This is a genomic window from Anabaena sp. WFMT (assembly GCF_051781005.1).
In the GTDB taxonomy this organism is placed as follows: Bacteria; Cyanobacteriota; Cyanobacteriia; order Cyanobacteriales; family Nostocaceae; genus Anabaena.
This window is the reverse complement of the sequence record NZ_JBPWOA010000054.1, coordinates 123062-135813: the sequence shown is the minus strand read 5'-3', so window position 1 is coordinate 135813 and position 12752 is coordinate 123062. Positions and strand designations below refer to the sequence as shown.

General features: G+C 37.3%; 8 protein-coding genes. All 8 read left to right on the top strand.

What is annotated here, in order from left to right; all coding sequences use genetic code 11:
• Positions 1–68: 68 nt before the first annotated feature.
• The 8 genes from ACSQ6I_RS26830 (at position 69) to ACSQ6I_RS26795 (ending at position 12516) form a co-directional block, all read left to right on the top strand.
• The gene (locus ACSQ6I_RS26830; RefSeq protein WP_438893239.1) at positions 69–2936 is read left to right on the top strand and encodes a hypothetical protein; all 2868 of its coding nucleotides are present in this window, start codon (positions 69–71) and stop codon (positions 2934–2936) included.
• Between the two features lie 622 nt (positions 2937–3558).
• Positions 3559–4317 carry a hypothetical protein gene (locus ACSQ6I_RS26825; RefSeq protein WP_190715006.1) on the top strand — a complete coding sequence of 253 codons (759 nt, stop codon included), beginning with the start codon at positions 3559–3561 and terminating at the stop codon, positions 4315–4317.
• A 94-nt stretch (positions 4318–4411) separates the two neighbouring features.
• The gene (locus ACSQ6I_RS26820) at positions 4412–5554 is read left to right on the top strand and encodes a hypothetical protein (RefSeq protein ID WP_438893231.1); all 1143 of its coding nucleotides are present in this window, start codon (positions 4412–4414) and stop codon (positions 5552–5554) included.
• Positions 5555–5593: 39 nt separating this feature from the next.
• Positions 5594–6376 carry a hypothetical protein gene (locus tag ACSQ6I_RS26815; RefSeq protein WP_438893230.1) on the top strand — a complete coding sequence of 261 codons (783 nt, stop codon included), beginning with the start codon at positions 5594–5596 and terminating at the stop codon, positions 6374–6376.
• Between the two features lie 428 nt (positions 6377–6804).
• Entirely contained in the window at positions 6805–8505 is a 1701-nt protein-coding gene (locus ACSQ6I_RS26810; protein ID WP_438893229.1) for a TrbI/VirB10 family protein, read from the top strand.
• A gap of 42 nt (positions 8506–8547) precedes the next feature.
• Complete coding sequence (locus ACSQ6I_RS26805; protein WP_190715014.1) at positions 8548–9333, top strand: hypothetical protein; 786 nt, start codon at positions 8548–8550, stop codon at positions 9331–9333.
• A gap of 49 nt (positions 9334–9382) precedes the next feature.
• Complete coding sequence (locus ACSQ6I_RS26800; RefSeq protein ID WP_190715016.1) at positions 9383–10669, top strand: hypothetical protein; 1287 nt, start codon at positions 9383–9385, stop codon at positions 10667–10669.
• A 116-nt stretch (positions 10670–10785) separates the two neighbouring features.
• Entirely contained in the window at positions 10786–12516 is a 1731-nt protein-coding gene (locus tag ACSQ6I_RS26795) for a type IV secretory system conjugative DNA transfer family protein (RefSeq protein ID WP_438893228.1), read from the top strand.
• Positions 12517–12752 lie beyond the last annotated feature (236 nt).

The window sequence follows — 12752 nt, the reverse complement described above, 5'->3', positions numbered from 1 at the left end:
GCTTACATCCTTTTTTTATTGGTCAAAATCAGAAAAAATTACATTATTTGAGTAACGAAATCATGGCAATGAATTCTTCAGCGAAAGAAAAAATACCCAAAGATAAGGTAGGTAGACAAAATATCTCTGCTCAAGAGATTTCTGTAGCCAAACGCCTGACTCCTTTTGAGGATTTAACCCATATTGCAGCGATAGCTAGTATCTCCATAGCCGGCAGAAAAGATGTTGGAGCAATTATCCTCAAGCGAAAAGACGATATCCAAATTAAATTCTGCTTTGATTGTCAAGGTATCCATTCTTCTCTCCCAGAAAGCCAAATTTTACCAATTTTTGCGGGCATAGAAGCCGGACTTAAAGAAATACCATATGGTGAAACTTTAACCTTTCATCTGGGTTCGTTTACTGATGATCATGAGCGTCAACAGGAACTAAAAGCATTAGAAGAAAATTGTCTCAGTAATGAACTCATGTTATTAATTCGCTCAGAAAGGTTACGAATTAGAGATTTAACAAATCAAGGCGATCGCAAAAACAAATTTTTGAGAATTTACTGTACCTATACTGTTGCTGAAAATAGTGAAACAGCGGACTTTGTAGAGAAATTCATTCTCCAAGCTAAAGAAAGTTGGCATAAATTTACTGGACAAATTCACGAAGTGCGACATCAACGCATTGAATCAATTCTCAAAAATAGCTTTACATCTGGCTTTCAACTTTGGGAACAAACGCTAAATAATAAAATGGGGTTGAATATCAAACCCTTGGGTTCTCAGGAATTGTGGGGAGTAATTTGGGGACAATTTAATACCAGCAACCCTCCAAATATTCCGCACTTGTTGACTTTGGATGATGATGGATTGCGGGAAGAACAAAACAGCGATTTCCACATCCGTCATTTAATTTTAGAACGAGAAGCATCAGTTCCCTTTTTGGATAGAGCTTGGGTAAATTTACAAGACCATTATATTGGTGCATTAACATTCACAGAAAAACCGATTGGTTGGGTGGATGAATATGCTCAATTGCGCTATTTGTGGGAGCTAATCGCTAGAGATAAGGTTTCTGATACAGAAATCATTTGTCAACTGACGAGAGCTAACGAGGGGTTAGCTAAAACCGCACTGCAACGTCTGACTAAACAATCTATCGTTTCCTCTGCTATGTCTGCTGATAAAAACAGCGTGGATGTAAAAGCCAATTTGAACATGGAAGAAGCGATCGCAGCACAAGAAACTATCTATAAAGGTGCAGTACCAATTAATACCGCAGTAGTCTTTCTGGTACACCGTCCCTCACGTCAGAAACTAGACGAAGCTTGTCGTTATGTTTCTAGCTGCTTTCTCCGTCCGGCTGTTGTGGTGCGAGAAATGGAATATGCCTGGAAAGTATGGTTACAATGTTTACCAATTGTTTGGCAAAACTTGTTGACTAAACCGTTTAATCGCAGATTGCCTTATTTTACCAATGAAGTCCCCGGATTGATGCCAGTAATTAAAACTGCAACTGGGGATAAAACAGGGTTTGAATTAATTGCTGATGAAGGTGGTACTCCTATTCATTTAGATTTATACAACCACCACAAAAATTTAGCAGTATTTGGGACAACTCGCGCAGGTAAATCAGTATTGGTGGCTGGTTTACTTACCCCAGCTTTAGCTCAAGATATTCCTGTTGTTGCTCTTGATTATCCCAAGCCTGATGGTAGTAGCACTTTTACTGATTATACTAATTTTATGGGAGAAGATGGGGCATATTTTGATATTAGCCGTGAAACAAACAACCTGTTTGAATTACCAGATTTGAGGGGTTTAGAAACAGAGTTAAGAAAAGAGCGATTAACAGATTTTAAGGATTTTCTTAAATCTACAATCATCACAATGGTGATAGGCACTAATTCTGTTGGTGTTGATGCCACAATGGTGAGTAATATTGAAAGTATTATCACCTTAGCAATTGAAACTTTCTTTGCTGATGATGACATCAAGTTACGTTATAAACTGGCATTAGAAAAAGGTTTAGGAACGGAGGAATGGAATGATACGCCTACACTCAATGACTTTTATAACTATTGTTCTCCTGGTTATATTAAACTAGATTCAATTGCTAGTAATAGTGAGGAGCAATTAAAAGCACTAGACCAAATTAGGCTACGATTAAAATTTTGGCTTAATAGTAGAGTCGGTCAATCTATTAGCCAACCTTCCAGTTTTCGTACTGATGCTAAACTGTTAGTATTTGCATTGCGTTCTCTTTCTTCTGAGGCAGATGCAGCTATTTTATCATTAAGTGCTTATGCTGCGGCTTTGCGTCGCGCTCTTAGTTCTAAGGCTTCAATTTTCTTTTTAGATGAAGCACCAATATTGTTTCAATTTGAAGCAATTGCCGAACTAATTGGTAGATTATGTGCTAATGGTGCTAAAGCTGGAATTCGTGTAATTTTATCAGCACAAGAGCCAGATACTATCTATCAAAGTAAATCATCTGCCAAAATCTTTGCTAACCTGACAACTCGGCTGATTGGTCGGATTCAAAGTAGTGCGATAGAGTCATTTATCAAATATTTTCAATATCCAACAGAGATTATTTCTCGTAATAGTACAGAGTCATTCTTTCCCAAAAAGGAAAGTATTTATTCACAATGGCTATTAGATGATAATGGGAAATTTACATTCTGCCGTTATTATCCTGCTTATTGCCTTTTAGCTGCTGTTGCTAATAATCCCCAAGAACAGGAACTCAGAACATTATATCTCAGGAAATACCAAGATGATCCTATTACGGGAATAGTCAGGTTTTCTGAAGTATACATCAAATTGCTTAGAGGTGAAGAACTTACTGAGGAGGCTAATGAAATTTTAGAACAGGTGAAACTGAAATCAAAACAAATTTATATTTCGGAAACTAAGTCTGATAAACCATTGAAAATAGTGGCATAAAGGAAATTTATACCTCATAAAGAAATGGTATTAGGACTTACGCACAAGTCAATTAGTAATGTTCGCAAAGCGTGTCGAAGACATACCACAGAGAAGCCAGTGCGTTGGGCGGGTTTCCCGACTTGTTAGCGTTCGCGCAGCGTGCCGTAGGCATAGCTCCTCTGAAAGAGGCAGCAACTGGCGCGACACGGAGAAATTAGGGTTTAATACCAATTAATATGAAGCTGCATAGAACGAAATATCAAGAATAATTGACCGCAGATAAACGCAGATAAACACAGATAAAGATGGGACAATCAATGGATTTCAGGATTCTGTTCAGCCTCACATAAAATTGGTATATAGCCTTTCTTTCTCAGTCTAGTGGGTTACATCTCTTTTTATCTCTTTCTGTTTCCTCCCCATGACTTACATCACGCTACGCTATCACTGATAAGTTCTCAACTCAAATAGGATTGCTATATAAGAATGTGATTGTAATAATCACTCTACTTTAAAAACCATCTTTCGTTATTTTTGGTGTTGTAAATTATGCTACTACAATTTTTTAATTATTAAAACACAAGGTCTAATATTCTGGGCATATCATTCATTTATTGAATTACTCAACAGGTGAAATATCATGAAAAGTAACAAGAAAAAGTTAATTTCAACTGCTATTACATCAGGTTTTATATTAGCAGCAATAACTATACCAAGTAATGCTTTTGCAATTGACTTAGGAGGACAACTTGACAACTTCTTCAATCAAACATTTGGATACATAAACGGCTATTTTAACGAGGTAGCGAATCAACTCAAGGAAGAAGTAGATAAAAGTTGGGGAAATCTCCAAAAAGATGCTCAAGCTGCAATTGAAGAATCTAAGGGAAATATGGGGATACCAGACCCTACAGCAGCTAGTCAAAAATTAGCTGATAAGTTGCAAGAAAAAGGAGGGATAGCAGCAGAAAGTAGCACCATTATTGGTGCGGTGGAAGCTGGGAAACAACTAGAAAGAGATAGCACCCGCGCTACGGTAGCTAGTGTTTTAGGGAAAGAAGGACAGCAGCGGACTCAATCTGAAATTGATGCTACCAATAAAACTGTTGGAGAAGCACAGCAGTTAGCTGAAGATGCTCAAAATATGGATGCTTCACAAGATGTCCTCAAAGCGATCGCTGCTCAAAATGCTCAAATTGTCTCCATGTTAGGACAGGTACGTACTGATGGTTTACAAGCACGACATGATGCTCAACAAACTAACCTCATGCTCAATCAAATTGCTGAAAGTCAAGCAGAACAAAATCGTGCCAGAAGAGTTTTAACTACTGGTATGACCAGTCAATATTTAGAGTTAACTGGTTGGAGTAGATTAGACCCTGCTTATGTCAAGAAATGATATATATAGCCTCTAAAATTTTAACACTAATCACATTTTTAAACAAGGAGTTAATCAACTCTTTTTTTCCTTCTATCCTACCAGGAATAACACTATGTTAGGTCTAACAATACTAGCAGCTAATAACTTCGGTGCAGGGGATTTAATTGAAAATGCCTCTGCTGGTGCCAGCTTGGTAGCAGAAGGTTTTAATGAACTATGGCAACAAACTCTTACAGGTGGATTATATGCTTCTCTATGCAAAGTTGGAGTATTATTTGCAGTTGCTACCCTCGCATTATTCATGGTGCAATGGGGTAAGCAAATGATTAATGACGAAGAACAAAGGGCATTCAGTGAATTAATTTGGCCTTTAATTGTCACTGTTCTCCTTGCTAATAATGGTTCTCTACTAGCGAATAGCACTTTGGCATTGAGGGAATATATTAACAGTGTCAATAACTATATATTAGAGTACACGGCAGCAGAGGCTGATTTGAGAGCAGCTTACCAACAAGCACTAGGACAAGCAGCATTAGAAACAGCCGTAGGTAATGCGATTCAAGAATGTCGTTCTTCTCAATTATCAAATGAAGAAGAAATACAATGTCTCAAACAAGCAAGAGCCGATTTAGAAGCCAAATTTCCTGACATTTTTAAAGATGTAGAAGGTGGTAGTTATTTAGGAGCAGCAGGTAGTTGGGTAACTCAAGGTTTGGACAAAATCAACCAAGCAGCTTCTGAAGCTGAAGGTGATGGTTTAGTGGGAACTATTACTAGCAAATTATCTGCGGCTTCTAGTGCGGCGATTGGTGCAGTTGTTACCACTTTTATTACCAGTTTATTATTAGCATTAAATAATGCTTACCAATGGGGGTTGGAACTAGCATTACTTCTAACTGCATTAATAGCTCCTTTAGCAGTTGGAGGTTCTTTAATGCCAATTGGTAATAAAGCAATTTTTGGTTGGTTAACAGGGTTTTTTACTGTTGGTCTTGCTAAACTTTCTTTCAATATTATTTTAGGTTTAGCTGGACAGTTAATTGCTACAGCTAAAGCTAGTCAACCGATGATTTTTTTGGCATTTATTGGTTTAGTTGCCCCATTTTTAGCCACAGGAATTGCTGCTGGAGGTGGTCTAGCAGTGCTAACTCAGCTTAATAATGGCGCTCAATGGTTGGCTAGTGGCGCTATCTCAGCAGGTAATATTGCTCTTTCTGCCAGTGTGTCCCGAATAACAGCCATGATTCGCAAATAAAAAGTTTATCAATCAGAACTTTATCAATTTTGAGAAATTATGCTAAATCACACTAAATCCAAAGTTCCGAAAAGGGAAGCATTACAGTTTTTAAGTTCTGGACAATCGGTATCTAATCCCATTGCTATTGTTGCTATCGTCTCGCTAATTTTTAGTTCTTTATCATTCTTATTACAAATGCTCAATTATGGTGCAACTTCAACTTTAGCTCGTAAAGAACCACCATCTTTAGTCCAGATTGCTGATGGAAATACAATCAATGTGAAAGCACTCGAACCTGATGACCGTTCAGCAGAAGTGATTAAAAAATTTGTGGTTGATACGTTGGTAAAAATGTTCAATTGGGATGGATTAATCAAATCAACTAAAAATGGAGAAATTATTACTCAACAAGATAATGGCACTAATATAAAAGTTACAAAAGGGACTGCAAGAGTTACGACAAAAGCTTGGGAAGCTGCTTTTGCATTAAGTGAAGAACAAGACTTTCGAGCCAGTTTTCTGAAAAGATTAGCAGAACTCACACCACCAAGTGTCTTTCAAGGTGGTTTACAAAGTTCTCTAGTACCAAGATATGTTAGTGAACCACGCAAGATAGGTAAAGGAAAATGGCAAGTAAATGTGATTGCTACTCTGGTGACTTTTAGTAAAGAGGATAATGCTGGTAACGGAATAGCTTTTAATAAAACTGTGACAGTTCAAGTAATACAAACTCCTCAAAAGCCTCCAGAAACAACAGAGATTGCTCAGAAAATTTATTCGGTTCGCAGGTCAGGTTTAGAAATTATTGAAATCACAGATTTGAATTTAGGAAAGAACTGAGACAAGGAAAGCTGGGGAGAGAGCCTTATTTGAACTAAACCGCGTCTATTTTGAAACCCATAGTTTTTTTAATCGGGTTTTATTCTCAAATTCTATACTCTTCCCTGTTCCCTTTTAAAAAACTACAGTTCTCAACTTGGACTAGGTTTATATTGTTTATATTAAGGAGTGAAAAATTCAAAATTAATCTCACACAACAGATATTTACTTTATTGCTAGTGGTTGATTGAAAATAAAAATCTTAATGACAAAATATCATTTCATAAGATTTTTATAGAAGTTATGTTTATTATCGAAAAAGTATCATCAAAAATTAGGCGTTAATCAATCTAAAGATTTGAGTGTTATTGAATTAATAAGATGCTTTTGACCTGATACATAAAAATTGAGAATTTTGGTTATTTACTGTAAATACAATAAGGAGATTTATGAAAACGAATTTAGAAACCAGAACTGAATCTAATAAGATAGATGATTTACTCAATTTCGCTGAAGATAACGCTGAAAATAATCTTGCTGGTACTGAGAATCCAAATATTATTACTGAATCAGATGTGGAATTAGCAGATGAATTAGAATTAGTAGAAACACAACATTCACTTGTAAATTCTCCCTGGTCACGCACAATAGTAGTTGGGGGAGGATTTGGAGTAGGATTTATGCTAATTTTTATGCTCCTCAATCCCATGATGAATGGCAAGATAACTAAGAAAGAAGCAACACCAGAAGTTGCTACTACCTCTCCTCCTGAAGAAGAAGTTCCCAAAAAAGATGGTGATATTTATGCCAAATTAGCATTACAGAAACAAGCTGAAGAACTGGAAGCATTCAAAGAACAAAATAGAATTAGACAGGAATCACCAGTTGAAAAACAGGATAAGCAGACAGTTGAAAACCTGCCGAGAACTAAAACTATTCCTAATAAATCTGTCAGCAGGGAAACATCATCAACAGTCACTAGGGAACAACAACCTAGAAGATATATAAGAACGGAAAGACCTGTTAGAGAAGTGCCAATGGCACGCTCTTCACCCCCAGTACAAACTGTTGCAACTTCAACAATTTTACCCAAACAACAAACTACCTTTAAAGCTCTTGCAAAACCTTCAGATCCATTAGCAGAATTAGCAAATTTACGTTCTCTTGGTTCTGGTGGTCAAATTTATTATGCAGCAGCAATTACCAATGAAAAACAGGAGGTAGCAAGCACTCAAACTCGAAATATTAGCACATCTGATTATACTCCCATGCGTAGGTCGAGTTATAATCGTAATTCTCAACTAGAACCACTAGAAACAGTTACTACTAATAACTCATCATCAGATTTAGATAGCACTGTTGATAATAATAATGGGGGAATTGAAGAACTAAAAGCCAAGTGGACTCCGGTAATTAGTGAGAAGACTTTAACTAAAAGTGATAAGGTAACTAATTTCAGTGATAGCAAGAATTATTACCCAGAAGAAGCAGCTATTATTGAGGGCAGAGAAGAACAGTATTTAAGAGTAGGAGAATACACTACTGGCATATTAGAAACACCCGTCGTTTGGTCGGCAAATGTTAATTCCAATCTTCAAACTAAGTTTGTTGTGAAACTCACTCAACCTTTACTGAGCAATATTGGGGAAGAAGCGATTCCTGCTAATACACTTTTGAGTGCAGAAATTCAAGAAGTTGATTCATCTGGGAGAGTTACTGCTGTTGTTACTGCCATTCTTAAAGATGGCACTGAATATACATTACGACCAGGAACAATTGTCATACAAGGTCAAGGGGGAGAACCTTTAATTGCTAATCAATATCGAGACAAAGGTAAAGAGATTTTAAGCTTGGATGCAGGACTAGGTTTGATGTCAGGACTGGCCAAGGTGGGGGAGGTGGTTAATCAACCTGATATTCAAAGTAGCATTTCTCAATCTAATGGTGGATTTAGCAGTATCCAAACCAGTCGCAATGGAAATCGCTCTTTATTGGGTGCTTTTGCTCAAGGAGCGTTTGGTGCAGTTTCCAAGCAGGTAGAGGAACGCAATCAAAAAGCGATCGCAGAAATTATGAAACGACCTAATATTTGGTTTATCCGTCAAAATACCCAAATTACTGTTCAAGTAAATCGCTCTTTGCGACTTTAAACTACCGAATACACATTGGTGAAGGTCTCTTGGAGGGCGAAAATGAACAAGTTTTTCTGGTTATCTCTAGCTATCACAACGTCTTGCTTGATCAATATTCCATCTCAGGCACTACCAACACCAAGAACACAATCAACTCATACCAAGAGTTCTGTCCGCATTATCCCTCAAAGTAAGGCCACTGGAACTCAAGCACAACTGCAAACTGTGGAAGTATGGCCGGGACATGGTGTATCCATCTCGTTTTATGAGACTGGTGAGGTTATTCAACGAGTGTGGTTAGATGATCCTTCCCGCATCCTTATGGATGTAGATGGTTGTTTGCAAGGTTTGTCCGACAGGTCGAATTGTAAAGACTCAGGAGCAGGTTTAATTCATCTGCGACAAATTAACCCGGTTAGTATTCCTGGAATGCCTACAGCTAAAAATGGCGCACACTTAACGGTGATTACGCAATCTTCAGCAGGAACACGGCAAGTTTACAACTTTCAGGTGCTAACAAGTAAAGGTACTCCACGCTATAGTACCATCTCTATCACTCCTGATGTCACCCGCAAAGAAGCACCACCCACAGATTCTATAATTGTCGCCACTATTACTAAGGGATTACAGGTAGCAGCAGAAAAACGGTGGATAACTCCTAGTAATCCTTTATGGCAGAAATTACAACAACTAATTCAAGAGTTACAGTCAGGTAAAAATTTGACCAATGCTGCTGAAAGTGTCAAAGTTTCTCCTCAGCTAATTGAGCGTTTATTGCAATTAGGATCTGAATCAACTGCTCCTAATCAACTTCCTAATCAAAAAGTTAAACCTACAATTCAGTGAAATCAAGATTTTTCAGACGATTATTCTAGTAATTAATTAGGATGTAAATATGCTGCTAAATCGTCATCATCAAAATAATCAAAAACCTGTTGAAAGTACAAAAACTAATCAATTAAATTTCAATTACCATATCAAATACTGGATGTTTTTGGGTTTATGTACAAGTTTATTATTACATGGCTTAATATCCTTTCGCCATCATAATTTACTTGGTTATATTTTGGGAATTCAGCCAGTAACGGCATCTCCTACACCAACAGTGAACACTATCCCTAGCAAATACATCAACAATGCACCAGTTCCTGATTGGCAAAGTATTACATTTAAATCTTTTGTTTTCTCTAGTCCTGGTAGTGTTGAACTTCCCAATGTTGAATTTCCTGGATATAAATCAATCAGAAATTGGCAAGCAGGACAAAGTTTAGATGAAGTGATGGAATTAGGGGATTTTGAAAATGTATTTAATTTAGAAAATTTCAGTTTACAATCAATTGGGCAACTAAGTGGTATTTCTCTAGTAAATATTAAATTATCAGATTTTGATACTGTTAAATGGCAAACTGTGCCTGAATTAACTAAAGCCATTCCCAATCTAGTTAATGAATATGTAGAAAATGTACCACCTATTCGAGATTTGATTAAAAAAATATTAGGGGTTGCAAATATTAATGGACAAACCATAGGACAAGTTATTAATAATTTCCCCCAGATAAAAGATATAGAATTAGGAGAAATTGATTTATCTGCATATAAACTAACTTCCATTCCTGGAATAGAAAAAACTGCTTTGAAACAATTTAGTAATTGGCAGAATACTAGGATATCAAAAATACCTGGACTAAATCAGGTAACATTCGCTAATTTTCCCAATGCACCTGTACCCCAAGGAAGTATTGTTGGTAAATTAGACTTGCCATTAAAGGAAGTAGAATCAAACCGACAACGTTCAATTAGTGGTAGTGACCAAGTTGGGTTTAATGTTTCATGTACGAACAAATGCGCTCACATAGAATTATCAGGTGCTGGTGGAATCACAGGTACTCAATGGATGAGTGGTAAATTTCAACAAGTAAAGGGTGGTTTTGGGATATTAGGCAATCTTAATGGTGGGAAAGAACCAACAGGAAGACATCCTTTTGGTAAGGGGTTTAAACAAGCTGTGTGGGATATTAATGAAGGTGCTGGAACTGCATCAACAGCTATTTTTTTCCGCATTTGTCGGAGAGGAGGTTGGTTTGATTTAGGTTGTTCACCTTATTTTATTGGACCGTTTCCTTTCTTCAGTTATCAAGAGAAATCACCTATATTTCTGGGTACTCCTTTAACAATTCCCTAGTAAATGAATATTTAGTCCCTTAGCCTCCTCTCCGCGACTCTGCGTGAGATAAAAGATATTTTGTGTAAACCAGGAAATATTCAAAGAATATCAACTCATTAAAAAACAGAAATAAAATGACTACAAACAACTTTATTTCCGAACTGCAAAACCCCCAAGCACCAATTGGTAAATACACTCATTATCTTTTTTCCTATAATGGGTTAGTGCTGACAGGATTATTACTCGGTTTTGTCTTCCTACAAATATTATCGGGAACGAAAAAAGGCAAATTGGCTACCAGTTATTTTGGGGGAAGAAAGGAGAAAGCTAAAGCGAAAAAGAAAGCTATCAAACAAATTGCTAATCCTCAATGTGATAGTGCTACTCTCTATGTTGGTAGACACAAATTTACAGGTCAAAAAACTCAAGATAAAGAACCAGGAAGTCCCACACCGTTATACATACCAGATGTACAAAGAGGAACAGCAGTCATTGGTGCGCCTGGTAGTGGTAAATCATTTTCTGCTATTAACCCGATGATTTATAGTGCCATTGACCAAGGTTTTCCGATTGTTTTATATGACTTTAAATACCCTACTCAGGCTAAAGTTGCCAGTTATGCGAAAAAGATGGGTTATCAAGTCCATATTTTCGCTCCTGGTTTCCCTGAAAGTGAGGTGTGTAATCCCCTTGATTTTCTCCGAGATTCTACAGATGCGGAAACGGCAAGGCAGTTAGCAACTGTAATCAACAAAAATTTCAAAATGATGGCTGCTAGTAACGAGGATGCTTTTTTTGGGCCTGCTGGTGACCAGTTGACTGAAGCTATCTTAATGCTGACTAAGCAAACTCAGTATCCAGATATTATGACAGCAGCGGCTATTCTCAGTAGCGATCGCATGGTAGAAAGATTAATGGCTGCTAACCTCAATCCCTGGATTAAGATTGCTTTTGGTCAGTTATTCAGTTCGGCTGGTTCTGAGAAAACTATTGCAGGTATTGCCGGTACTGCCAGTTTGATGTTTACCCGGTTTATGAAAAAGAATACTTTGGGGTGTTTTGTGGGTAAGACGACTCTACCTCTGGAAATCAAGGGTAAACAGATGATTATTTTTGGGTTGGATAGGGAACGACGGGATGCTGTGGGTCCACTATTGTGCAGTATCTTACACATGACTGTAGCCAGAGCGATCGCTAAAAAAAGGCAAGACCCATTAGTTGTTGTCCTCGATGAAGTGCCTTCTTTATACCTACCAGACCTGTTTAGATGGCTCAATGAATCTCGCAGTGAGGGTTTTTGCGGCATTCTGGGATGGCAGAACATGGGACAGTTGGAAAAATACTATGGTAAGGAGGTTGCTAAAACCATGCTGGGTGCTTGCGGTACGAAGTTCATTTTTAATCCAGGTGAGGAAGAATCAGCGCGGTTATTTAGTGCTTACCTGGGAGATGAAGAAATTAAGTATAAGCAGAAATCAAAAAGCACTGGGGGAGGTAAAAGCAGTACCTCAATTTCTGAACAGGATAAAACAAGGAAGTTATTTGAACCAGCACAGTTTTTGAAGTTGCCACCGGGGAAGTGTATATTTATCAACCCGGCTTACTGTAATCAAAATGAAGCTTCTGTTCCTTTATTAAAAACAATTAAAATACCCAAAGTTTTAATTAATATTGAGCAAGAAAATGACTCTAGGTGGACAGAATTGATTGCTCAGTTAACAGATAAAAGCACTCAACAACGTCCTACTCAAGAGGATTTAGATAAACGAGTGGCAGAGGTGAATAAATTATTTCCTATTCCTCAGCAACCTGTACAAGCTGGTGCTGTACCATTACCTATTGATGCTTATAAAGGATTTTTCTAATTACCAATGTTAACGTAATTGTCTAGTTTTCAGCAATTTGTATATAGCAATTTTCAAAGGAATGTAAAGGTTTCATTTTTCTTTACCTCTGCGCCCTCTGCGTCTCTGCGGTTAGTTTAAAAAATACTGTGCTGCTCACAGATTCCATAAAGGATACACAAACAAAATAGAATTGCTATATGTAACAAAAAATTACATTTTTAAAATTAATCTTGTTAACCTTTAAATCCTGCTCT

Bases quoted from the DNA above. Each gene is read 5' to 3' on its own strand.
- ACSQ6I_RS26830 (WP_438893239.1), top strand. From the start codon at position 69: ATGAATTCTTCAGCGAAAGAAAAAATACCCAAAGATAAGGTAGGTAGA.
- ACSQ6I_RS26825 (WP_190715006.1), top strand. From the start codon at position 3,559: ATGAAAAGTAACAAGAAAAAGTTAATTTCAACTGCTATTACATCAGGT.
- ACSQ6I_RS26820 (WP_438893231.1), top strand. From the start codon at position 4,412: ATGTTAGGTCTAACAATACTAGCAGCTAATAACTTCGGTGCAGGGGAT.
- ACSQ6I_RS26815 (WP_438893230.1), top strand. From the start codon at position 5,594: ATGCTAAATCACACTAAATCCAAAGTTCCGAAAAGGGAAGCATTACAG.
- ACSQ6I_RS26810 (WP_438893229.1), top strand. From the start codon at position 6,805: ATGAAAACGAATTTAGAAACCAGAACTGAATCTAATAAGATAGATGAT.
- ACSQ6I_RS26805 (WP_190715014.1), top strand. From the start codon at position 8,548: ATGAACAAGTTTTTCTGGTTATCTCTAGCTATCACAACGTCTTGCTTG.
- ACSQ6I_RS26800 (WP_190715016.1), top strand. From the start codon at position 9,383: ATGCTGCTAAATCGTCATCATCAAAATAATCAAAAACCTGTTGAAAGT.
- ACSQ6I_RS26795 (WP_438893228.1), top strand. From the start codon at position 10,786: ATGACTACAAACAACTTTATTTCCGAACTGCAAAACCCCCAAGCACCA.